The sequence below is a fragment of the Billgrantia lactosivorans genome, assembly GCF_003254665.1.
GTDB lineage: Bacteria > Pseudomonadota > Gammaproteobacteria > Pseudomonadales > Halomonadaceae > Halomonas > Halomonas lactosivorans.
This window is the reverse complement of the sequence record NZ_QHGY01000006.1, coordinates 74,404-97,582: the sequence shown is the minus strand read 5'-3', so window position 1 is coordinate 97,582 and position 23,179 is coordinate 74,404. Positions and strand designations below refer to the sequence as shown.

The 23,179-nt window shown below is 67.5% G+C and carries 22 protein-coding genes; 12 read left to right on the top strand and 10 right to left on the bottom strand.

Annotation, left to right across the window (positions count from 1 at the left end; genetic code table 11):
• Positions 1-53: 53 nt before the first annotated feature.
• The 10 genes from cobA to DIS04_RS13970 all read left to right on the top strand — a co-directional run bounded on the left by cobA (position 54) and on the right by DIS04_RS13970 (position 10,081).
• Positions 54-905: a uroporphyrinogen-III C-methyltransferase gene (cobA, locus tag DIS04_RS14015; RefSeq protein WP_111414410.1), complete on the top strand. Its 852-nt coding sequence runs from the start codon at positions 54-56 to the stop codon at positions 903-905.
• On the top strand, positions 905-2,419 hold the full coding sequence (locus tag DIS04_RS14010; protein WP_111414409.1) for a nitrite reductase: 1,515 nt from the start codon (positions 905-907) through the stop codon (positions 2,417-2,419). Before cobA ends, DIS04_RS14010 begins: the two co-directional genes overlap by 1 nt.
• A 229-nt stretch (positions 2,420-2,648) precedes the next feature.
• Complete coding sequence (locus tag DIS04_RS14005; RefSeq protein WP_111414408.1) at positions 2,649-3,851, top strand: NnrS family protein; 1,203 nt, start codon at positions 2,649-2,651, stop codon at positions 3,849-3,851.
• Positions 3,852-3,864: 13 nt separating this feature from the next.
• Positions 3,865-4,257 (top strand): SirB2 family protein, encoded by a 393-nt coding sequence (locus DIS04_RS14000; protein ID WP_179951278.1) that lies wholly within the window; start codon positions 3,865-3,867, stop codon positions 4,255-4,257.
• Positions 4,258-4,355: 98 nt separating this feature from the next.
• The gene (locus DIS04_RS13995) at positions 4,356-4,679 is read left to right on the top strand and encodes a carboxymuconolactone decarboxylase family protein (protein WP_111414407.1); all 324 of its coding nucleotides are present in this window, start codon (positions 4,356-4,358) and stop codon (positions 4,677-4,679) included.
• 245 nt (positions 4,680-4,924) lie between these two features.
• Positions 4,925-5,377 (top strand): c-type cytochrome, encoded by a 453-nt coding sequence (locus DIS04_RS13990; protein ID WP_111414406.1) that lies wholly within the window; start codon positions 4,925-4,927, stop codon positions 5,375-5,377.
• Positions 5,378-5,420: 43 nt separating this feature from the next.
• Positions 5,421-6,767, top strand: a complete 1,347-nt coding sequence (locus tag DIS04_RS13985) for a cbb3-type cytochrome c oxidase subunit I (protein ID WP_111414405.1) — start codon at positions 5,421-5,423, stop codon at positions 6,765-6,767.
• A gap of 57 nt (positions 6,768-6,824) precedes the next feature.
• A complete protein-coding gene (locus tag DIS04_RS13980) occupies positions 6,825-7,634 on the top strand; it encodes a CbbQ/NirQ/NorQ/GpvN family protein (RefSeq protein ID WP_111414404.1) in 810 nt (269 codons plus the stop codon).
• A 260-nt stretch (positions 7,635-7,894) separates the two neighbouring features.
• Positions 7,895-9,838, top strand: a complete 1,944-nt coding sequence (locus tag DIS04_RS13975) for a nitric oxide reductase activation protein NorD (protein ID WP_111414403.1) — start codon at positions 7,895-7,897, stop codon at positions 9,836-9,838.
• 12 nt (positions 9,839-9,850) lie between these two features.
• Positions 9,851-10,081, top strand: coding sequence for a hypothetical protein (locus DIS04_RS13970; protein ID WP_111414402.1), 231 nt, complete (start codon positions 9,851-9,853; stop codon positions 10,079-10,081).
• A gap of 70 nt (positions 10,082-10,151) precedes the next feature.
• On the opposite strand, the gene DIS04_RS13965 is transcribed toward DIS04_RS13970, so the two are convergent.
• The 8 genes from DIS04_RS13965 to DIS04_RS13930 form a co-directional block, all read right to left on the bottom strand.
• Positions 10,152-10,442, bottom strand: coding sequence for a hypothetical protein (locus tag DIS04_RS13965; RefSeq protein ID WP_111414401.1), 291 nt, complete (start codon positions 10,440-10,442; stop codon positions 10,152-10,154).
• Between the two features lie 2 nt (positions 10,443-10,444).
• Complete coding sequence (locus DIS04_RS13960; RefSeq protein WP_111414400.1) at positions 10,445-11,026, bottom strand: cytochrome c oxidase subunit 3 family protein; 582 nt, start codon at positions 11,024-11,026, stop codon at positions 10,445-10,447.
• On the bottom strand, positions 11,019-11,456 hold the full coding sequence (locus tag DIS04_RS13955; protein WP_111414399.1) for a DUF4870 family protein: 438 nt from the start codon (positions 11,454-11,456) through the stop codon (positions 11,019-11,021). Before DIS04_RS13955 ends, DIS04_RS13960 begins: the two co-directional genes overlap by 8 nt.
• Positions 11,457-11,641: 185 nt before the next feature.
• Positions 11,642-13,150, bottom strand: coding sequence for an MFS transporter (locus DIS04_RS13950; RefSeq protein WP_111414398.1), 1,509 nt, complete (start codon positions 13,148-13,150; stop codon positions 11,642-11,644).
• 55 nt (positions 13,151-13,205) lie between these two features.
• Positions 13,206-13,664 carry a universal stress protein gene (locus tag DIS04_RS13945; RefSeq protein ID WP_111414397.1) on the bottom strand — a complete coding sequence of 153 codons (459 nt, stop codon included), beginning with the start codon at positions 13,662-13,664 and terminating at the stop codon, positions 13,206-13,208.
• Positions 13,665-13,736: 72 nt separating this feature from the next.
• Positions 13,737-15,368: an MFS transporter gene (locus tag DIS04_RS13940; RefSeq protein WP_111414396.1), complete on the bottom strand. Its 1,632-nt coding sequence runs from the start codon at positions 15,366-15,368 to the stop codon at positions 13,737-13,739.
• A 289-nt stretch (positions 15,369-15,657) separates the two neighbouring features.
• Positions 15,658-16,323 carry a two-component system response regulator NarL gene (gene narL / locus DIS04_RS13935; protein ID WP_111414395.1) on the bottom strand — a complete coding sequence of 222 codons (666 nt, stop codon included), beginning with the start codon at positions 16,321-16,323 and terminating at the stop codon, positions 15,658-15,660.
• Positions 16,324-16,329: 6 nt separating this feature from the next.
• Positions 16,330-18,222 carry a histidine kinase gene (locus DIS04_RS13930; RefSeq protein WP_111414394.1) on the bottom strand — a complete coding sequence of 631 codons (1,893 nt, stop codon included), beginning with the start codon at positions 18,220-18,222 and terminating at the stop codon, positions 16,330-16,332.
• Positions 18,223-18,398: 176 nt separating this feature from the next.
• On the opposite strand from DIS04_RS13930, the gene DIS04_RS13925 reads away from it, so the two are divergent.
• Both DIS04_RS13925 and DIS04_RS13920 read left to right on the top strand, forming a co-directional pair.
• Positions 18,399-19,676, top strand: coding sequence for an MFS transporter (locus DIS04_RS13925; RefSeq protein WP_162623071.1), 1,278 nt, complete (start codon positions 18,399-18,401; stop codon positions 19,674-19,676).
• A gap of 128 nt (positions 19,677-19,804) precedes the next feature.
• Positions 19,805-20,773 (top strand): GlxA family transcriptional regulator, encoded by a 969-nt coding sequence (locus DIS04_RS13920; protein WP_111414392.1) that lies wholly within the window; start codon positions 19,805-19,807, stop codon positions 20,771-20,773.
• Positions 20,774-20,848: 75 nt separating this feature from the next.
• Here DIS04_RS13920 and DIS04_RS13915 read toward each other — a convergent pair whose 3' ends face one another.
• Together DIS04_RS13915 and DIS04_RS13910 are read right to left on the bottom strand one after the other, a co-directional pair.
• A complete protein-coding gene (locus DIS04_RS13915; RefSeq protein WP_111414391.1) occupies positions 20,849-22,234 on the bottom strand; it encodes a BCCT family transporter in 1,386 nt (461 codons plus the stop codon).
• Between the two features lie 114 nt (positions 22,235-22,348).
• On the bottom strand, positions 22,349-23,176 hold the full coding sequence (locus DIS04_RS13910) for an alpha/beta hydrolase (RefSeq protein WP_111414390.1): 828 nt from the start codon (positions 23,174-23,176) through the stop codon (positions 22,349-22,351).
• Positions 23,177-23,179 lie beyond the last annotated feature (3 nt).

Sequence of the window (23,179 nt, the reverse complement as noted above, 5' to 3'; positions counted from 1 at the left end):
ACGAAACCGGAACACGAAAAAAGACCGTTTGACGCTTCGGGGAGAGGCCGACCATGACCACACACCGTCATTCGCGACACCTGAGTTTCGCCCACGACGAGGCACCGCTGGCGCCCGGTGAAGTCGCCATCGTCGGTGCCGGCCCGGGCGATCCCGGCCTGCTGACCCTGCGCGCGCTGTCGTTGCTGCAGCAGGCCGACTGCCTGGTGTTCGACCGCCTGGTGTCCGAGGAGGTGCTGGCTCTGGCCCGCCCCGAGGCGAAGCGCTACTACGTGGGCAAGGCCTCGAGCCATCACTCGCTGCCCCAAGAGCAGACCAACGCCCTGCTGGTCGAGCTGGCCCGCGAGGGCAAGCGGGTGCTGCGCCTCAAGGGCGGCGACCCGTACATCTTCGGCCGCGGCGGTGAGGAGGCCGAGCACCTGATCGAATGCGGCGTCGGCTTTCGCGTGGTGCCGGGCATCACCTCGGCCTCGGGCTGCTCGAGCTACGCCGGGTTTCCGCTCACCCACCGTGACCACGCCCAGAGCGTCACCTTCGTCACCGGCCACGCCAAGGCCGACGGCGAGCTGGCGCTGGACTGGGCCGCATTGGCAGTGCCGCACCATACGGTGGTGTTCTACATGGGCCTGGCCAATGCCGGGCTGATCAGCCGCGAACTGCAGCGCCACGGCCTGCCGGCGGATCATCCGGTGGCGCTGGTGGAGCGCGGCACGACGCCCGGGCAGCGCCACGTGCTGACCACCCTGGGTGAGCTGGAGGAGGCAATCGAGCGCGAGGCGCTCAAGCCGCCGACGCTGATCGTGGTGGGCGAGGTGGTGCGCCTGGCCGACACCCTGGCCGCGGGCATGACACGGCTCACCCGCTGCGATGCCGAACGCATCGACGCGAGGAGGCTAGCCCTGTGATGCGACTTGCGCTGTGGTTCGGCACCCTGCTGGGCCTCGCCCTGCCGGCCTGGGCCGATGCCCCCGACCCCGCCATGCTCTACCACCAGCACTGCGCCGCCTGCCACGGTGTCGATCGGCTGGGCGGCGTCGGTCCCGCGCTGCTGCCCGACAACCTCTCACGGCTGAAGCCGGCCGAGGCCGTCGAGGTGATCCGCGACGGCCGCCCGGCCACCCAGATGCCGGCCTTCGGCGAGATGCTCGGCGAGGCCGAGGTCGGCGCCCTGGCCGAGTGGATCTACGCGCGGCCCGAGGTCGAACCGAGCTGGAGCGATGCGGACATCCTGGCCAGCCACGTGGTCAACCACTACCACGGCACGCTGCCCGACGAGCCGGTGTTCGAGGTGGAGGATCTCAAGAATTTGTTCGTCGTGGTGGAGATCGGCGACCACCACGTCAGCCTGCTCGACGGCGACCGCTTCGAGCGCATCGCCCGCTTCCCCAGCCGCTACGCCCTGCACGGCGGGCCCAAGTACTCGCCGGACGGCCGCTACGTCTACTTCGGCTCCCGCGACGGCTGGGTGACCAAGTACGACATCTACAACCTCGAGGTCACCGCCGAGGTACGCGCCGGCATCAACATGCGCAATATCGCCGTCTCCGCCGACGGCCGTTACGTGCTGGCCGGCAACTACCTGCCTCATTCGCTGGTGCTGCTCGATGCGCGCAATCTCGAGCTGATCGCCAGCATTCCGGTGGCGGGGCTCGACGGCGACACTTCGCGGGTCAGCGCCGTCTACACCGCGCCGCCGCGCAACAGCTTCGTGGTGGCGCTGAAGGACATTCCCGAGGTGTGGGAGATCCGCTGGCCCGAGGAGCGGGCCGAGGGCGACGAGGCGCTGGTCGGCGACTTCGCCCTGCACCGCATGGCGGCGCCGGACTACCTCGACGATTTCTTCTTCGATCCCGGCTACCGCTACCTGGTGGGGGCGGCGCGTGGCGGCCAAGGTGGGCAGGTGTTCGACCTGGGCGCCGAGCTCAAGGTCGCCGACCTGCCGCTGGATGGCATGCCGCACCTGGGCGCCGGCATTACCTGGGAGCTCGACGGCCGGCGGGTGATGGCGATGCCGCACATCGACCGCGGCCTGGTCTCGGTGTTCGACATGAGCGACTGGTCGCTGGTCAGCGAGATCGCGACCGACGGCCCCGGCTTCTTCATGCGCAGCCACGAGAACTCGCCCTACGCCTGGGTCGACGTCTTCTTTGGCCCCAACCACGACCGCATCCACGTGATCGACAAGCGGACCCTGGAGATCGTCGAGACGCTGATCCCCGAGCCGGGCAAGACCGCCGCCCACGTCGAGTTCGACCGCCGCGGCGAGACACTGCTGCTGAGCATCTGGGACGACGACGGCTACCTGCTGTGGCTAGACGCCAACACCCTGGAGGAACTGGGGCGCATGCCGATGAGAAAGCCCTCGGGCAAGTACAACGTGTGGAACAAGACCCAGTACGAGGAAGGAACGAGCCACTAGTAATCATTGGCTGCGCGGGCGATTCGCTTTGTTGCACGATTGCTCAGAATCCTCACATATACCCCATATGCTCCGGTTCTTGTGCATCGTGCGCCTCGCGCTTCATCCCGCTCGCTCAATGATTGGTTGTGTGGCGATTAAAAAGAAGCATTCTTGATACGCGTCATGAAGCCGCCCGACGCGAACCGCCATAATGGCCTTGTCCTAGCATTCAAGTCGGGTATACGCCATGAACACGTCTCCTCCCGTCGACCGCCAGCCGCGCCTGCCCTTGGCGCGGCTGGCATTTCGCCCGTTCTTCCTGCTGGCGTCGCTGTTCAGCGTGCTGGCGATGGTGGTGTGGTTCGCGTTCTGGCATGGCGACATCCTGCTGCGGCCGCATGGCGGGCTGATGTGGTGGCACCAGCACGAGATGCTGTTCGGCTTCGGCGCCGCGGTGGTGGCCGGCTTCCTGCTCACCGCGGTGCAGAACTGGACCGGTCGCAAGAGTGTGAGCGGTGCGCCGCTGCTCGGCCTGGTGGCGCTGTGGCTGGCGGCGCGGCTGCTGCTGGCGTACCCCTCTGGCCTGCCGCCATGGCTGCTGGCGAGCGTCGACCTGGCCTTCCTGCCGCTGGCCGCGCTGATCATGGCGCGCCTGGTGGTGGCAGCGAAGCTGTGGCGCAACCTGATGTTCGTGCCGGTGCTGCTGCTGCTGGCCACGGCCAACCTGGCCATGCATGTCGGCGTGGCCCAGGGCAAGCTCGCGCTGATCCGTGAGGGCGCCTACTTGGCCGTGCTGCTGATCGCCGTGCTGATGGTGCTGCTGGGCGGCCGGGTGATCCCCTTCTTCACCTCACGCAAGCTGGGGCGGCCACAGCCCGCTCCCATCCCGCAACTGGAGAAGCTGACCCTGGCCTCGGTACTGGCGGTGGTGCTGCTGCAGCTGCTGACGCTTGCCGGCGTGGCGGTGCCCGCTGCGCTGCATGCGGCGGTGATGCTGGTGGCGGCGCTGGCCGGCTTCGTGCGGCTGGCGCGCTGGGAGGGACACCGTACGTTGCACGAGCCGCTGCTGTGGGGGCTCCACCTGAGCTACGCCTTCGTCCCGGTCGGCCTGGCGATGTGGGCCATGGCGCTGCTGGGGGCGTTTCGCGTCGAACTCGCCGTGCATGCGCTGGCCATCGGCGGCATCGGTTCCATGATGCTGGCGATGATGGCACGGGTGTCGCTCGGCCATACCGGGCGTACCATTCGCACCCTGCCGGGCATCGGCGTGGGGCTGGGCCTGATGTTCACCGCCGCCCTGCTGCGCTCACCGGTGCTCGCCGCCTTTCCCCAGATCACCCACTGGATCTACAACCTGAGCATCCTGTTCTGGTGCATCGCCTATCTCATCTTCCTGTTTCATTATACGCTGCCGCTATTGCGTGCCCGTGTGGACGGGCAGGAAGGATAGGCGGAGCCAGTCGATGATCGAATACTATGCCCTGATCAAGCACCTGCACATGACCACCGCGGTGCTGAGCGTGACCTTCTTCCTCGTGCGCGCCTGGTGGTCGGTGCGCGAGGTCACACTGCTCCAGCGGCGCTGGGTGAGGATACTGCCCCACGTCAACGACACCCTGCTGCTGGTGCTCGGCGTCACGCTGATGGTCATGCTCTCGATGTGGCCGCACCAGCATCCCTGGCTCGCCGCCAAGCTGCTCGCGCTGTTCGGCTACATCCTGCTGGGCACGGTGGCGATCAAGCGCGGGCGCAGCCCCATGACGCGCGGCCTGGCGGCTCTGGGGGCCATCACGCTGTTCTGCTACATGCTGGGCACCGCCGTGACCAAGGACCCGCTGTTCCTGCTGCCAACCTAGAGCGGCCATGTCGCGGAACGCGCCTTTTCCTGACGGGATGAGCTTCTATACTGAGGCTCACGTGTAGACACCCTGCAACAAGAGCGAGGAATGGCAGCATGGCCAATCACGATCTTCCTTCCGGTGCCGGCAAGGTGGCCGACGACTATCCCGAGGTATGGCGAGCCTTTGCTTCGCTGGGCAAGGCATGCGCCGAGGCCGGCCCGCTCGACGACCGCACGCGGCGCCTGGTCAAGCTGGCGCTGGCGGTGGGCAGCGGCTCCGAGGGAGCCGTGCATTCCCACATGCGTCGCGCCCTGGAGGAGGGCATCGAGCCTGAAGCCTTGAAGCAGGTGGCCATGCTGGCGATCCCGACCCTGGGGCTGCCGGCCGGGGTGGCGGCGTTGACCTGGATCGAGGACATCACCGACGCCAAGCGCTAATACCAACCCCGACTCACCCGGCGAGCGCCTCGGCCCGCCGTGCGACACTCGGACGCAGTCCGCCCGAGCCCGCCATATCCGCCCTTTTCCCCGCTCTTCACTCGCGTTTTGACCGACGTCAATGTCTGGCTCAGGCCAGTGCTGGTAATCTAAACATGCAAAACGGATACATCTTTAAAGGGTGGGACGCGCCGACCTCGGTCGCAGGTCCCGTAGGCAAGCCAAACTAGCAAGGGGGGATGGCCATGACCGAAGGCCTCACCAAGGCGGCGGCGCGCAATATCTTCTATGGCGGTTCGCTGTTCTTCTTCCTGTTGTTCACCGCACTGACGGCACACAGCCACTGGTACATGGTGACCAAGTCCACCGACAGCGAGGGGCTCACCGAGTCCGTCGAGCTGGGCAAGCACGTGTGGGAAGAGAACATGTGCATCAACTGCCACAGCATCATGGGCGAAGGCGCCTATTTCGCTCCCGAACTGGCCAACGTGTGGGAGCGCTACGGCGGCCATGACAATCCCGAGGGGGCGCGCATGGCGCTGGCGGGCTGGATGCGTGCCCAGCCGACCGGAGCGCCGGGGCGTCGTCAGATGCCGTACTTCGACCTGTCCGACGAGGAGATGGACGCGCTGATCGACTTCCTCGAGTGGACCGACTCCATCGACGACCAGAACTGGCCCCCGCACCCCGCCGGCTGACGTGGCGCGGTGAAACCGGGATGAGGCAAGGAGAACGATACCGATGAAATACGAAACCCAGAAGGTGGCCCTGCCATTCTTCGCCGTGGCCATGGCACTGTTCGCACTGCAGATCGTCTTCGGTCTGCTGGCGGCAACGGTCTACGTGGCGCCCAACTTCATGGCCGAGCTGATGCCGTTCAACATCATGCGCGTCAGCCATACCAACCTCTTGATCGTGTGGCTCTTGATCGGCTTCATGGGCTGCACCTACTACCTGATGCCGGAAGAGGCCGAGCAGGAGATCCACAGCCCCGGGCTCGCCTACGTGCAACTGGCGATCTTTGCCTTCGCCGGTGCGGCGGCCCTGGTCGGCTACCAGTTCGGCATTCACGAGGGGCGCGAATTCCTCGAGCAGCCGTTCTGGGTCAAGGTGCTGATCACCATCTCGTACCTGATCTTCCTGTTCAACACCAGCATGACCCTGCTCAAGGGGCGCAAGACCGCGATCAACCTGGTGCTGATGCTGGGCCTGTGGCTGGCGGCGGTGTTCTGGCTGTTCGCCTTCTACAACCCCTCCAACCTGGCGGTGGACAAGCTGTACTGGTGGTGGGTCGTGCACCTGTGGGTCGAAGGCGTGTGGGAACTGATCATGGCCTCGCTGCTTGGCTACCTGCTGATCAAGATGTCCGGCGTCGACCGCGAGGTCATCGAGAAGTGGCTCTACGTGATCGTCGGCCTGTCGCTGTTCTCCGGCCTGCTGGGCACCGGCCACCATTACTACTGGATTGGTGCGCCGAGCTACTGGCAGCCCATCGGCAGCATCTTCTCCACCCTCGAGGTGATCCCGTTCTTCGCCATGGTGGTGTTCGCCTTCTACATGTTCTGGAAGGGCAGCCGCAACCATCCCAACAAGGCGGCCATGCTGTGGGCGCTGGGCTGCCCGACCATCGCCTTCTTCGGTGCCGGCGTGTGGGGCTTCATGCACACCCTGTCGTTCATCAACTACTACACCCACGGCACCCAGCTCACCGCCGCGCACGGCCACCTGGCCTTCTACGGCGCCTACGTGATGCTGATCCTCGGCGTGATGACCTACGCCATGCCGCAGATCCGCCGCAGCCAGCCGTACAACCAGGTGCTGAACATGTGGGGCTTCTGGATCATGACCTCGGCCATGTGCTTCATGACCTTCACCCTGACCTTCGCCGGCGTGGTGCAGACGCACCTGCAGCGGGTACTGGGCATGAACTACATGCAGGTGCAGAGCCAGCTCGACCTGTTCTACATCATGCGCCTGGGCACCGGCGTGGCCGTGACCCTCGCCGCGATCATGCTGATCTACTCGTTCTTCGGTCCCGTGCGCGAGCAAGTGCCCGCTTCCAGCCGGCCCCTGGCCGCCACCGAGTGACCGACGTTCGATGGGGCGTGCAAGCGCCCCATCGAGCCTTCCCCTGGAGTGACGCCCATGTCCCATACCGCTACCGCCGCTCGGTTCGAGCAGGAACTGCCCTATTACGAGCCGGTCGGCCACGAGTGCGCCCTGTTCGAACAGGCCTACCAGCAGCGCCTGCCGCTGCTGCTCAAGGGGCCGACCGGCTGCGGCAAGACGCGCTTCGTCAGCCACATGGCGGCGAAGCTCGGCCGGCCGCTGTTCACCGTGTCGTGTCACGACGACCTGACCGCCGCCGACCTCACCGGCCGCTACCTGCTGCAGGGCGGCGAGACCCGCTGGGTCGACGGCCCGCTGACCCGCGCCGTGCGCGAGGGCGGCATCTGCTACCTCGACGAGGTGGTCGAGGCGCGCAAGGACGTTACCGTGGTGCTGCACCCGCTGACCGACGACCGCCGGCTGCTGCCGCTGGAACGCACCGGCGAGCTGCTCGAGGCACCCGACGATTTCATGCTGGTGGTCTCCTACAACCCCGGCTACCAGCACATCCTCAAGTCGCTCAAGCCAAGCACCCGGCAGCGCTTCGTGGCGATGTCGTTCGATTTCCCGCCGCCCAAGGTGGAGTGCGAGATCGTCGCCCGCGAGAGCGGCCTGGCCTTTGATCGCTGTGCCGCGCTGGTCAACCTGGCCGCTAGCCTGCGCGCCATGAAGGGGCAGGACCTGGAGGAGGGCGTCTCCACGCGCCTGCTGGTCTACTGCGCCACGCTGATCAACGCCGGCATGCCGATCCTCGATGCCGCCTGCGCCACCCTGGTCGAGCCACTGTCGGACGACCAGGACGTGCAGCAGGGGTTGATGGAAGCGATCAAGGCCACCTTTGGTTAACCACACTGTTGCCGCGTCACTGGATGATCGGTACCTGCCCACGCGAGGGGCGCCGGGGGCAGGCCAAAGAGGAGGTCCTACGCAGGGGTGAGGAGCACTGCTCCGAACGGGCTGGCCATGGATGGCCAGCACCGGCCCTGCGAGCGAAGCAGGACGCGAGAGCGACGCAGGGCGAAGGTAGCGTACAAGGATGTATTCACAGCGCCTCCTCGACGGCCTGCCGCCGGATCAGCCCCGACTATTTGCCCAGGAGACGATGCATGCTGGACATTCTTGAGGTCGAAGAATTCGTCGGTCGCCGCTGGCATCGCTGGGCCTCCAGTGCGGCCAGCTACCCCGACCACCCCGAGGCCGCCGTACGCCTCGACGACCTGCGTGCCCTGCTTGGCGTGTTCTTCCGCTGCGGCGGCGGCGAGGCCGGCGTCGAAGTGGCGGCCATCGCCCGGCGCAACTCGAGCCACCGGCTGTCGCTGCGCCAGCGCCTCGGCCTGGACGAGGAGCCGCTGGATCAGGCCCGCCGCGACGAGGAGCACCTGCTGCTGCCGCCGCGCATCGCCGTTTTTCCCCAAGCCGAACTCAATCGCGACCTCTATCTCTGGCTGACCGCCTATCTCGCCCTGGGCGAGCTGTCGATCAGGCTCGACGACCCGCTCCAGCGCGACTTGCAGGCGCTGCGCGTGTCTCGCCGCACCACCCAGGCGGTGCTCGAGCGCTTCCCGGGCCTGGTCGAACGCTATGCCCGCCTGTGCCAGGCACTGCTCGCGGTGCGACCCCAGCGCAAGCGCCTGCCACCCATGGAGGCCGCGCTCGAATCGGCCCTGCTCGCCCAGCTCGGCGGCCCGGAGCCCCAGGCGGGCTGGGCGCTCGCCATGCACGACGCCGTTATCGATTGCACACTGCCGTTGGACGGCTTCCACGCCCCGCGCGGCTATCGCCCGCCGCTGCCGGTGCCGCTGTGGGGCGATGTGGTGGCGCTGGGTACCCGTGACGGCGAGCGCGAGGCCATCGACGACGATGCCGACATCGCCGTACGCCGCGACCAGCAGGCCGACGACGGCGGCAAGCGCAAGGCCGAACGCCGCGAGCAGGACCAGGCCGACCGCGACGACCCGCTGATGCTCAACGCCTCGGAGAAGATGCTCTCCTGGGCCGAGATGGTGAACCTCAACCGTCACGTCGAGGACGAGGAGGAGGAGACGGCCAAGGAAGCCGCCGACCAGATCGACGAGATCGTGCTCAGCCCCAACCGCAAGCAGGCCGCCTCACGCCTCAAGCTCGACCTCGACCTGGCGCCCGACGAAGCCAGCGGCGGACGCCTGAGCGGGCGCCACACCTATCCCGAGTGGCACCATCGCAAGCAGGTCTACCTGCCCGACCACTGCGTGGTCCTGAGCGACGTGCAGAGCGAGGAGGGCGAGCAGTGGGAGCCCGACGAGGCCACGCGACGTCGCATCCGCAAGGTGCGCCGCGAATTCGAGGCACTGCGCCCGCGACGCGAGATCCTGCGCGGCCAGCTCGACGGCACCGAACTCGACATGGACGCGGTGATCCGCTCGCGCTGCGACCTGGCGGCCACCGGCGAATCCAGCGACCGGCTCTACCTGGCGGCCCGGCAGCAGGCCCGCGATCTTGCCGTCTCGATCCTGATCGACGTCTCGCTTTCCACCGAGGCCTGGCTCGAGGACCGGCGTGTCCTCGACGTCGAGAAGGAGGCGCTGCTGGTGCTGGGCCACGGCCTGGCCGGCTGCGGCGACGACTACGCCATCCACTGCTTCACCTCGCACCGCCGCCACAAGGTGTGGGTCAATACGCTCAAGGGCTTCGACGAGCCCATGGGCGATCGGGTGGGGCGGCGCATCGCGGCGCTCAAGCCCGGCCACTACACGCGCATGGGACCGGCGATCCGCCACGTGACCCAGGAGCTCGCCAAGCGACCCAACCGCCACAGGCTGCTGCTGGTGCTGACCGACGGCAAGCCCAACGACACCGACTACTACGAGGGGCGCTACGGCATCGAGGACACCCGCCGCGCGGTGCTCGAGGCGCGCCAGCAGGAGGTCAGGGTATTCGGCGTCACCGTCGACAGCGAGGGGCACCGCTATGTGCCGCACCTGTTCGGCCGCGGCAGCTACGCCATCGTCAACCGGCCCGAGCATCTGTCGCTGGCGCTGCCGGGCATCTATCGTCAGATCATCGGTTCTTGAGGAGGGATGACCATGACAAACCCCCGTCTCGCCATCGCCGTCGCCATCGGGCTCGCCATCGGCCTGGCGGTGGTGCTGCCCATCGCCTGGCTGATCAACAACCGCGACTGGGGCGTGGGCCTGATGCTCGCCGTGCCCTTCGTCGTCTACGGCATGATGCGTCTGGCCCGCGTGCTCGAAGCCTGGGCACGCAACCCGCCACCGCTGCCGCACTCGTCGACCCGCGACCGGCCTCGCCGCTAGCGGCAAGCGAAAGCCAGTAACGCATCGCCCGGCCATTCGGCCGGGCGATGTCGTTCAGCTCCACTGCGGTTCAGATCAGCCGCGGCGCCGCGTAGCCGGCGCCGATCAGCGCCAGCGTCAGCAGCACCAGCCCCACGAAGGTGCCCTTCCAGGCCGGCGTCGCCGCGCGCAGGTTGAGATAGACCATCAGCAGCCGCTGGGCCTTGAACCCGGTGGCGACGAGCACCAGCAGCGCCGAGGCCAGCGGCAGCGGCTCCCAACTGGCCTGGTCCAGGCGCGCGGAGAACATCGCCACCAGCGTCAGCATCATCAGCGTCAGCCAGGTGACGATCAAACGGCGGCTGCCCGGGAGTGCGGTCATGGTTACCTCAGGAGATAGATCAAGGGATAGAGCAGGATCCAGATCAGATCGACCATGTGCCAGAAGGCGGCTGCCGTCTCGACGTTCTCGGTCGAGGTACGCCAGCTCACCAGCGCCAGCAGCCCCAGGCCGAACAGCACGTGGGCGAAGTGAAAGGCGGTCAGGCCGTAGTAGTAGCCGAAGAACAGGTGCGTCTCGGGGGTAATGCCGGCGGAGAACTTGCCCGCGTATTCGACCACCTTGATGACGCAGAACAGCACCCCGAGCCCCATGCTCGCCGCCAGCCACTGCCTTGCCCGGCGGCGCCCGCCGGTGCTGATCGCCTCCACGGCGAGTGCCACGCACAGCCCGCTGGTGAGCAGCACCAGGGTATTGAGCCCGCCCATCAGCGGGTCGAGATCCTGCTGGGCGGCGTTGAAGCCGGCGACGTCGCCGGCGCGCTGCCAGGCATAGAGCGCGAAGAAGGCGGTGAAGACCACCACCTCGCTCAGGATCAGCACCCACATCAGCGGGTTGCCGGGAAGCGCCGAGAGCGGCCCCCAGCCCGGGTTGGGCAGGGGGCGGGAGGGGCTGCCTTCAGTCATGCAGGCTCACGCGGGCGCCGCCTAGCCACAGGCTGCGCGGGGCGTCGATGGGGCGACCCGCCATCAGCCGGTGAATCCCCACACCGCAGCGACCCACCATCCAGATCAGGCAGGCGGTGAAGAAGGCGTAGCCCAGCGCCCAAGGCGCCCAGGCGGAGGCGCCGACCAGGCCCAGCACATGCCAGGCCGCCACGAAGAGCGCGGCGCCGACGATGCCGAGCCAGAAGGTGCGGATCTGGAACTGCAGATGGGTGTCGACCCAGTCGGCCACGCTGCGCCGGCGCAGATGGGCCAGCAGCACGCCCACGGGTGCCGTGACCACGGCCAGCACGCTGCCGAGGAAGAGAATGTAGATCACCGCGGCGAGCTTGGTGCCGCGCTCGTCGCTCTGTGCAGCGCTCGGGGGGAAGGTCGCGGTATTCGAGGTCATGGCCACCTCCTGGTCGGGTCGGCTGGCAGGCGACCGGTTCGCCCGCACGTTCTGTGTCCTACTGTGCCCCAGCCCGGCGAAAACATCCTTGTCGCAGGTCAAAGCCCGACCGTTTCAGTAGGGAATGGGCTGGAGCAGAAAAAGCGGCGACCGAAGTCGCCGCCCTGAGTTAAAGCCCAGCCGGCTTAGCCTTGCTGCGGCTTGGCCTGGGCCGCGGCCAGCTCCTGCTCCTCGATCATGCGGTCGACGGAGGAGACGTAGTACTCCTCGTCGAACGCGCCTTCCGGCTCCTTCAGCCACACCAGGCAGATCAGCCAGCTGAGGAAGGCGCCGGTGGCGATGATGAAGAAGAACTGGGTCGGGGTGACGAAGGTGAAGATGGTCAGGTAGACCACCGCCCCCACGTTGCCGTAGGCGCCGGCCATGCCCGAGATCTGGCCGGTGATGCGGCGCTTGATCGAGGGAATGATGCCGAAGGTGGCGCCTTCCGCCCCCTGCACGAAGAAGGAGGTGAAGATGGTGATGGCGATGGCGATGATCAGCGGCCAGTTCGAGTTGAGCAGGCCCATCAGCACGAAGCCGATGCCGATGCCGAACATGTAGCTGAGCATCACGAAGCGGCGGTTGCCCAGGCGGTCGGAGACCAGGCCGCCCATGGGGCGCGCGACCAGGTTGACGAAGGCGAACGAGGAGGCGATCAGGCCGGCGGCGGCAGCGGTCAGGCCCCAGGTCTGCTCGAAGAACATCGGCAGCATCGAGACCACGGCGAGCTCGGCACCGAAGTTGGCGAAGTAGGTGCTGTTGAGCGCGGCCACGCTGTTGAACGAGTACTTGTCGTCCTCCGGCACGCCCTTCTTGAGGATCGGCACGTTGATGCGCAGGATCTGCACCACCTGGTAGACCACCACGGCGGCAATCACCAGGTAGGCGATGGTGGCGCCGGTGGTGGAGAGGTAGCCCAGGTTCTGGATGCGCCACACCAGGATGCCCAGCACGCCGACCAGCGGGATGGTCCACAGGATCAGCTTGATCATGTCGGCCCAGCTGCTGACCTCCATGGCCATCGCCTTGCGCGCCTTGCGATGGGCGCGGGCGTCGGGGCCGTCGGTGATGGCGAACCAGTAGTAGACGCCATAGGCGGCCATGACGATGGCGCTCTGGGCGATGGCCCAGCGCCAGCCCTCGGGGCCGCCGTACCAGGTGAGGGCGATGGTCGGCAGGGTCATGGCGGCGGCGGCGGAACCGAAGTTGCCCCAGCCGGCGTAGAAGCCCTCGGCGAAGCCGATGTGCTTGGGCTTGAACCACAGCGCGGTCATGTGGATGCCCACCACGAAGCTTGCGCCCACGGAGCTGAGCACCAGGCGGGCGACCAGCAGCTGGGTCATGGAGTTGCCGAAGGCGAACACCAGGGCGGGAATCGACATCAGCACCATGAGTACCGAGAACACCCGGCGCGGGCCGAAGCGGTCGAGCGCCATGCCGACGATGATGCGAGCGGGTATGGTCAACGCCACGTTGCAGATGGCGAACAGCTTGATGTCATCCGGGGTCAGCCAGTCGACGCTCTTGAGCATGCTCGAGGCGAGCGGCGCCATGTTGAACCAGACGTAGAAGGTAATGAAGAACGCGATCCAGGTCAGGTGCAGCGCCCGTATCTCGGGGGTGCGAAACTTGAATAGGTCGGCGACTTTCATGGTCGTATCATCCTGAAGTGAGAACTCGGTTAGCCACGCGTAACGGGATCGCCGTTCATGGGCTGGGCAGGATCAGCAGCGGGCATTCGACGCGCCGGGCGAGGAAGGAGCTGACCTTGCCGAAGGTCATGTAGTCGAGTTCGTCGACGAAGTAGCTCAGCGACTGGGCGATGATGCCGCCGTCGGGCTTGCTGCTGTGGCGGGCGATGACCAGCACGTCCGGCTGGTGCTTCTGGGTGGCCTGCAGCAGCATCTTGCGGGCGTCGCCCTCGGCCAGCACCCAGTCCACCTCGAAGCCCTCCTGGTGGGCGAACTCCGCGCCCTCCTTGAGGGCCGCCTTCAACTCCTCGTACTCCTGCTGGAACAGCGTCTCGTTGGCGTCGGTGGCGTCGCCGGGGTTCTCCGCCACACCGACCAGGATCAAGGTGGGGGCGTTGCAGCGAAACAGGCTGACGGTCTGGGCCAGGGCCAGCTTGGCGTTGCGCGAGCCGTCATAAGCGATCATGACTTTCATGGTTTTCCCCTCCCTAGAAGGGCAGGCTGGAATCGTGCCTCCGGCAGGCTGCCGAAGGCACGGCTGACGGCATCAGGGATTCTTGATCTCGGCGCCAGGGCGCAGGTAGAACCACCAGTTGATCACCAGGCACACCGCGTAGAAGATCGCGAAGCCGTACATGGCGAGCTCGGGGGTACCGGCCTGGATCTGCTCGCCCATCACCCGCGGGGCGATGAAGGCGCCGTAGGCGGCCACGGCGGAGGTCCAGCCCAGCACCGGGCCCTTCTGGTGCTGATCGAAGATCACGCCGATGGTGCGGAAGGTGGAGCCGTTGCCGATGCCGCTGGCGGCGAACAGGATCACGAACAGCAGCATGAACAGGGCGAAGTAGCTGTTGGGGTCGCTGGAGTTGTAGGCCAGCATCATCACGTAGCCGGTCATCGCCGAGGCCACCACCATGACCACCGAGATCACCTGGGTGACGATGGAGCCGCCCACCTTGTCGGAGATCCAGCCGCCGATGGGGCGGATCAGGGCGCCGACGAAGGGGCCGATCCAGGCCCAGGTCAGGGCGCTGGGACCGTCGGGGTTGGCCACGCGGGTGACGCTGCCGTCGGCGGCCACTTCCATCATGTTGCCGAAGATGACGTTGATCGAGAGCGGCAGCGCCGCGGAGAAGCCGATGAACGAGCCGAAGGTGAGGATGTAGAGCACCGTCATCGACCAGGTGTGCTTGTTGGAGAAGATCGCGAACTGCTTCTGGATGTTGGGCTTGATCTCGCCCGGCAGCAGGCGCATCAGCACCAGGGTCAGCACGATGGTCAGCGGCAGCGCGAGCCACATGCCCAGCAGGTTGAGCGCGAACATGCCGGCGATACTGGTGGCGGCGCCCACGGCGTAAAGGCCGAGGATCTTGCCGAAGGCCTGAGCGGGCGTGCCCGGGTTGGGCGTGATGGTGCGCAGGTTGTTCATGCCGAACCAGCCGAGGAAGGCCAGCGGTACCAGGAACACCAGCCAGATGAAACCGGCGTTCTGGATCCAGGTCTCGGTGCCGGCTTCGATGCGGCCGATCAGCGTGCCGCTGGAGCTCTGCAGCTCCATGGAGCCCCCGGCGATGGCGCCGAACAGGCCGACGGTCATCACCAGCGGGATCAGGATCTGCATGGTGGTGACGCCGAAGTTGCCGAGCCCGGCGTTCATGCCGAGAGCATAGCCCTGCTGCTTCTTGGGGAAGAAGGTCGAGATGTTGCTCATCGAGGCGGCAAAGTTGCCGCCGCCGATGCCGGAGAGCAGCGCCAGGGCCTGGAACACCCACAGCGGCGTGGCGGGATTCATCAGCGCCAGGCCGGTGCCCAGGGCGGGTATCATCAGCAGCGCGGTGGTCAGGAACACGGTGTTGCGCCCGCCGGCAATGCGGATCATGAACGAGGCGGGGATGCGCAGGGTGGCGCCGGAGAGCCCGGCCAGGGCGGTCAGGGTGAACAGCTCGCCCACCGTGAACGGGAAGCCCAGGTTCTGCATCTGGGTGGTGATCATGCCCCACATCATCCACACCGCGAAGCCCATCAGCAGGCTGGGTATGGAGATCCACAGGTTGCGCGAGGCGATGCGCTTGCCTGTCTGTTGCCAGAACTGCTCGTCTTCGACGTCCCAGTGCTCGATGTCGGCATTCTTTGGCCTGCCGGCACCGAGCTTGCCGATATCGGCGCTCGATTTAGCCATGACGTTTCCCCTTCGTGGTTTGACTGATCCCGCCTTGCGACATCCGTCCTGACCGGGATCAATTCAGGTTCGGTTGAGGCAAAGATACGTCGCGCAACGAAGGGGGGAAATGGCCCGAAAATGCCCGAAAATCAGCGGAATACCACTTGAGGGGTAGCAGGGGTAGAGCGGTAACTCATTGTTTTACGGCGCCGCGCGACAGGCAAGGCGCAAGAAAAAGGCGCCTTGCTAGCGCCTGGAAGTCTTTGGAGGTATCCACACAGAACCGCCCTTTCCACAGGGAACTTGTCTACCGGTCGATGCCTTCCTGCACGGCCCACACCGCCGCCTCGACCCGCGAGCGCAGGTTGAGCTTCTTGAGCAGGTGCTTGACGTGGACCTTGACCGTGCCTTCGGTGATGTCGAGCTTGCGCGCGATCAGCTTGTTGGACAGCCCCGCGGCCAGCTCGCGCAGTATCTCGCGCTCGCGCTGGGTCAAGCTGTGGATGTCGGGCGTGGCCGGAGCCGTGCGCTGGTTGCGCAGCGCCTCGGCGAGCAGCGCGGTGAGGCTCTCGCTCACCACCATGCGTCCCAGCGCCGCCTGGCGCAGCTGGCGCACCATCTCCTCGGGCTCCATGTCCTTGAGCAGGTAGCCGTCGGCGCCGCCACGCAGGGCCGCCACCAGGTCCTCCTCGTGGTCCGAGACGGTGAACATCACGATGCGCCCGGCGTAGCCCGACTCGCGCAGCGCCTTGAGCGTCTGGATGCCGTCCATGCCCGGCATGTTGAGGTCGAGCAGGATCATGTCCGGATCGAGCTCCTCGGCCAGGCGCACGCCCTGCGCCGGCTCACCGGTGTCGCCGACGAGCCGGAGGTCGTCCTCCAGTTCGAGCAGCTGGGCGACGCCGCGGCGCAGCAGCGGGTGGTCGTCGATGATCAGGATACTGGCGGGGGTCTCGCTGACTGACTGGCCCATGGTGTCTCAGTTTCCTTGGTCGTGGAGAAGGGAATCGGTCGCCGGCTGGCGGGTGATCAGGCGTGCCGTTTGCGGGGTGAAGGTCACCTCGATGCAGGTGCCGCCGGTAGCGCGGTTGGAGAGCTTGAGCTCGCCGCCCAGGGTGTGGGCGCGGTCGCGCATGATCACCAGGCCGTAGTGCATCGGCGGCGAGTCGCTGTCGGCCAGGCCGATGCCGTCGTCCTCGATGCGCAGGGTAATCCGGGCGTGGTGGAAATTCACCGTCACCCCGGCCCAGTGGGCCTGGGCGTGCTTGTGCGTATTGCTCAGCGCCTCGCGGGCGATCTGCAGCAGGTGGATTTCCTCGTTGGGGTTGAGCAGGTGGGGCGGCACGTCGTAGTGCATCTCCACCGGCGCGCCCATGCGCTCGGAGAACTCCTCGGTGGTCTGCAGCAGCGCCGTCTGCAGCCCGGGCCCCTCCAGCTTGAGGCGGAAGGTGGTGAGCAGTTCGCGCAGCTGGCGATAGGCGCTGTTGAGCCCCGTTCGCAGTTCGTCGAACACCGCCGCCTGGGACTCGCGCGGGGCGCCCTTGGCCTGCATGCGCTCCAGCCGAGCCACCTGCATCTTGAGATAGGAGAGCGACTGGGCCAGCGAATCGTGCAGCTCGCGGGCGATGATGGTGCGCTCGTTCATCAGCGAGACCTGCTGCTCCTCCTCGATGCGCCGCTGCAGGAAGACCGCAGTGGCCAGCTGGTCGGCCAGGGCGTTGAGCAGGCGCCGCACGCTGTCGGAGAGCGGTTGCTCCTTGGGATACCAGACTTCCAGGGTGCCGAGCATCTCGTCGCCCACGCTCACCGGCAGCAGCACGCAGTCGCCCTCCTCGGTGTCGGTCAGGCGCATGGGCCGGGGGCCGATCAGGCAGGCGTGGCAGTCGTGGTCGCGGCAGTAGTTCGGGCGCCTGGCCGAATGGGTGGCGAGGATCGGGATCGGGCGGTCGTCGTGGGGGTCGTTGAGCAGCAGCCGGATGGGCCCGATCTCGAGCAGCGTCTCGACCTGGCGCAGCATCGGCGCGGCGCTGGCGCACAGGTCGTTGCCGCCGCCGTAGAGCCAGCGGCTGCCGTCGTGCAGCACCTGCATCACCTGGCTGCTGCGCTCCAGCTCCCGGGTCTTGCGCTTGACCCGCTCCTCGAGGTCGGCGTAGCTGGTGCCGAGCTCCTCGGCCATGGTGTCGAAGGTATGGCCGAGCAGGGCCAGTTCGTCGGCGCCCTTGAGCCGGGTGCGCACGGAGAAGTTGTGGCGTGCCGCCTCCCTGGCCAGCACCATCAGCTGGCGCAGCGGCGCCACCAGGTTGTGGCGGATGTCGTAGAGTGCGATGGCCACGACCACCGCGGTGAGCCCCAGGAACAGGATCTGCAGGGCGCTGAGCAGGCGGATCTTGGCCTCGGTGTTCTGCTCGAGCTGGGAGACCATCTGGTCGATCTCGCTGACCAGGCCGTCGAGGGTGCGATTGAGCGACTCGATGTTCACCGTGCGGCTGTCGACGGCCTCGTTGACCTCCGGCGCCAGCTCGTTGTGCCAGCGCGACAGCACCAGGCGATACTGGCGCCTGAGCTCGTGGGCCTCGGAGACGGGAATGGCGCCGGTCAGCTCGTCGCTCTCCAGGCGCTCCTCGAAGCGGCGCTTGAGCACGTGCACCGCCGCCTGGTGCTCCAGCGAGGGGGTGCGTTCGTAGCGCTGCAGGGCGGCGACGATCTGGTAGGTGTTCATGCGCAGCGAGCCGGCGACGTTGATCGCCGCGGCGTCGCCGCGGCTGCCGCCGGCCACCGCCATGGTCACCACGATGCTGATCAGGGCCATGGCGCTGATCGCCAGCAGCGAGGCGACGATGCGGGCCACGAGGGAGCGTTGCAGCAGTTTCAAGGGGGCGCGAACTCCGAAAGATGACGGGCCTGGGGACACTATACCCCAAGGGGCGGTGGCGCATCCTACCGGGCCGTGCCCGCCGTTTCTACCAAAGAGGTACCTCGTATGCCCTTTTGACCCCGACCCATGGGGGAACGAGAATCTCTTCGACCTCGCCACGAGACCCACCGTTCATGACGTCCGCCGAGAAAGCCCCCGTCGTGGGCCAGCAGGTCGACTATCGCTCGCTGGTGGTCGTGCTGCTGTCGCCGCTGGCCTTCGCCCTGGTGTTTGCCAGCTGGACCATCTTTGCCGTGCTCGGCATCGAGCTCAAGCAGGCGCTGGGCTTCGGCGAGGTGCAGTTCGCCGTGCTGCTGGCCATGCCGATGTTCACCGGCGCGCTCGCCGCGCTGCCGCTGGCGGCGCTGGCGCGCCTGGTGGGCGGCCGGCGCGTGATGATCGGCTGCCTGCTGATGATCTGCCCGCTGCTGTGGGCCATCGCCTACTCCAACGATTACTGGGAGTTCCTGCTCGCCGGGGCCGGGCTGGGGGTGGGCGCCGGCTCGCTGGCCGCGGGGCTGGTCTACGTGGCGGCGCTGTGCCCGCGGCGCCACGCCGGTCTGGCGCTGGGCCTCTACGGCGCCGGCATGCTCGGCGCCGGCCTCACCTACTTCCTGCTGCCACTGATCAGCCAGGCCTACGGCTGGCCCATGGCGCCCAAGCTCTACCTCTTGCCGATCCTGCTGGTGGCGCTGCTGCTGTGGGTGTTCGCCGAGGAGTCGCCGCGCCCCTCGGGGGTGCCGAGCGCAAGGGTTGGCGCGGCACTGCCGGGCGGGCTGCCGCCGGCCGCGGCGTGTCGCCTGGCGCTCTACTACAGCTTCTTCTACGGCGCCTTCGTGGCGCTGGCGCTGTGGCTGCCCGCCTATCTCATGGCGCAGTACCGCCTGTCGCTGATGGCGGCGTCGCTGTGGGCGCTGGTCTTCACCCTGCCCGGCGGGCTGGGCCAGATCCTCGGCGGGGCGCTGGCCGACCGGCGCGACTTCCGCGACCTGCGCTGGTGGGTCAGCGCCTGCGTGATGGCCTGCCTGTTCCTGCTCTCCTACCCCGACTTCAGCATGCAGATCCACGGCGTGCACGGCGACCTGGCGCTGGAGTTCTCCATGCCGCTGCCCGGCTTCGCCGCATTGCTCGCCGTCATGGGCCTGGCCATGGGCATCGGCAAGGGCAGCCTGATGTGCCTGATCCACCGCGACCACGGCGACGACATGGTGCGCTCGGGCGGCCTCGCGCTGGCGCTGGGCGGGCTGTTCGCCGCCGCGCTGCCGCTGATGTTCGTGTTCGGCAACGAATGGATCGGCGTGCGCACCGCCGGCTTCATGTTCCTCTACGCCGCGCTCGCGGTGTGCATGCTGGTGATGTTGTGGGATGCCAGTGCCGGTAAGGGCAAGGCTCGCCCCCGCCAGGCGGACTAACCCCCCTTCAGCGGGCCTGCTATCACCTCAGGTCTGGCGGCTGATGCACAAGGTATGACGTATTGCGCATAGTCAGCGCCGCGCCGCCAGGCGATGCTGCCGGAAAAGCGCGCCGAGAGGAGTCGCCCATGCGCCTGGACTATCGCGGGCCGTTGCCCGAGAGCATCGGCTTCCTGCTATTGCCCCGCTTCTCGATGATGGCCTTCTTCTCGGCGGTGGAGCCGCTGCGCATCGCCAATCGCATCAGCGGCCGGCCGCTGTTCGACTGGATCCTGATCAGCGAGGACGGCGGGCCAGTCACCGCCTCCAACGGCATGACCTTGCTCGCCGATCAGGCCATCGCCGAGGTGAAGCGGCTGCCCGCCCTGGCGGTGTGCAGCGGCTTCGAGCCGGAGGCGCACCTGAGCCGGCCGCTGATGGCCTGGCTGCACCGCCTCGACCAGGCCGGCTGTGCCCTGGGGGGGCTCGACACCGGCTGCTTCCTGCTGGCCGCGGCGGGCCTCTTGAAGGGTGAGCGGGTGACCCTGCACTGGGAGAGCCTGCCCGCCTTCCGCGAGCGCTTCCCCTCCATCGAGACCAGCGACGAGCTGTTCGAGATCCGTGAGCGCCGCTTCTCCTGCGCCGGCGGCGCGGCTGCCATGGACCTGTCCCTCGAGGTGATCTCCCTGCGCCATGGCGCAGGGCTGGCCATCGACGTCTCCGAGCAATTGATCCATGAACGACTGCGCAGCCGTCGCGACCAGCAGCGCATGACCTTGGCGCGCCGCCTCGGCACCCATAACCGTCGCCTGGTGGAGGCGGTGGCCCTGATGGAGCGGTATCTGGAAGAGCCGCTGTCGCTCGCCGAGGTGGCCCGCCGTAGCGGCGTCTCGCCGCGCCAGCTGCAGCGGCTCTTCGAGCAGCAGCTGGGTACCTCGCCCCGCCAGTGGTACCTGCAGCTGCGCCTGGAGCGGGCCCGGCACCTGCTCACCGAGACCGATATGGACGTGCTCACGGTGGGCCTGGCCTGCGGCTTCACCTCCGGCTCCAGCTTCTCCCGCGCTTTCCGCGTCCAGTATGGGCACTCGCCGCGCCAGGCGCGGCGGGCGGCTGGGTAGGTTGGAACTCGGCGGGTCGCTGCGCGTCTCGGCCACCTTTCTGTGGCAGGTCCTGGCTGGCCGGCCCGCCCGCGACTAGTCCGGCGACTGCTCGAGGCCGGCCGCGCGCCGCGGCAGCACGCGACGCAGGAAGCCGAAGGTGAGGGCGAAGATGCCGATTGCCACCGGAATGGCGGTGACCGAGATCAGGGTCAGGATCACCCGGTAGACGTCGCCGCCCAGCCAGCCGATGACGATGGCCAGGGTGGCCATGGCCAGGATCCAGAAGATTCGCGTGCGCTTGGCGGTGAGCATCTCGCACACCAGGCCCGCCGAGTCGGCGCTGGTGACGAAGAACAGCAGGATATTGAGCAGCAGCACCAGCGACAGGATCCCGCTGGTGTCGAGGCCGCGCACCAGTTGGAAGACGTCCTCGACATCGGCCTCGAGCCCGGCCAGGCCGAAGGTGACGAACCAGAAGCAGGTCAGCAGGGTGGGCACGATGAGGATGCCCAGCACCAGCTCGCGCAGGGTGCGGCCCTTGGAGATGCGCGCTATGAAGACCCCGGTGAAGATGAACCAGCCGTACCAGGAGGCCTCGAAGGCGTAGAGCCAGTCGGCCAGCCAGGCCTTGCGCTCGGGGTCGCCGAGGCCGATATCGGTGGCCATGGCCGGATAGCGCACCAGGTACTCCGGCAGCAGCAAGCCGAACTGCTTGAGGATCTCCGCGGGGAAGGTGAGCACGAAGACCGCCAGCATCAGTGTCAGGGCGAAGACGCTGTTGTAGTTGCTCAGCCACTTGATGCCGCGCTGGAGCCCCGAGACCGAGGAGAGGATGGCGAAGGCGGTCAGGGTCAGGATCATGGCGGCGTTGCTCACCTCCAGGCCGAGCCCGTCGGCCAGCGCCTGGCGCAGCGGCGTGCTGGCGTAGGAGAAGGTCAGCGACAGGCCGATCACCGTGGCCACCACCAGGCTCACCAGGTTGAGGCGGCTGAGGAAGCCGTTCCCCAGCAGGCGCTCGGCGGGCTTGGTGATATTCAGGTTGTAGAGCGCGTGAGCGAACATCACCCCCACCCCCAGGTAGCCGACCCAGGCCAGGAGGCCCCAGTGGTTGAAGGCGGTGAGCAGCGCCTCGTGGGAACTCATGCCCGCCTCGACGTGGTAGCGCGGCTCGCTGACGCCCCAGGTGAGCAGGGCGATGCCCATGCCGGTGGAGAACAGCATGCCCATCCAGCTGGGGGTGGAGAATTCCGGTGGCCCCTCGCCGAAGCGCAGGCGGCCCAGGGGAGTGACGGCGGCCACCAGGAAGAACAGCGAGGCGGCGAAGGCCGGGTAGGTAAAGAGGAAGCCGAAGTTGCCGATCACCTGGGATTTGGCCAGCTCGAGGCCGACCTCGAACTGGGTGGGGAAGAGGGTGATGGCGCCGAGCAGGGCGCCGATGGTGAGTACCGAGGCGAGGGTGGTCAGGTAGTCGTGTTTCATGGCAGGGCCCGTGTTTGCTGTTGTTGTCGCTTCAGCCTATGGGATCTGGGCCGCCAGACTTGTCACCAGGCGAAGCGAAATCGCCACGAGCCGCAGACCTGAGGGGCTCGGCACTTATGCCAGATGGCCGGCCAGGGCCCGGCAGAACGCCTGCCAGGCCTTGCCCATGGCGGGGAGGTGGGCCTGAGCGTGGAGGGCGGCGTGCACCATGCCGGGCGCGCAGCGGTAGCCGACCCGGGCGCCCTGGCGGCGCCAGGCGGCCACGGCGGTCTCGAGGGGACGGGTCAGGGGGTCGTGCTCCACCGCCAGCACCTCGACCAGGGACGCCGGGGGCATGGCCGGGGTGGGGGGCAGGGGGGCCACCCACTGGCCCAGTTGGAGGACCTCGGCCCGGGAGAGCAGCGGGGCATCCGGGCCCAGCTCGGCTGCATCGGGGGCGCCCAGTGGGGGATAGATCAGTCCCAGGGGTGGCACGGTGTCCGCCCGGGTCTGGGTCCAAGTCCCGGCCATGTCCAGCACCAGCCGGCCGCCGGCGCTGTCGCCCACCAGGGCGATGGGGGCGATGGCTTCGGCCACCGCCCGGCAGTCGGCGAGCATGGCCGCGTAGTCGGCCTCCGGGGCCAGGCGATAGTCGACGCTGAACACCTTGCGGCCCAGGAATTGGGCGAGGCTTGCCGCTACCCCGTGGTGGCTCGTCACCGAGCCGAGGGTAAAGCCGCCGCCATGCACGAAGAGTACCGTACCGGGCCTGGCGCGATCGGGCAGAAAACGACGTACCGCCACGCCGCCGAGGGCGCTGTCCTCGACCCGCATTCCCGGTGGATCGGGTGGGGCGAAGCTGGCGCAGAGGGCCTCGTAGCGCGGGCGCGCCACTGCCAGGGGCACGCCCCCGAGGTCGCTCAGCCCAGCGGCGAAGCGCTGGACAAAGGTGGCGACTTCCATTCC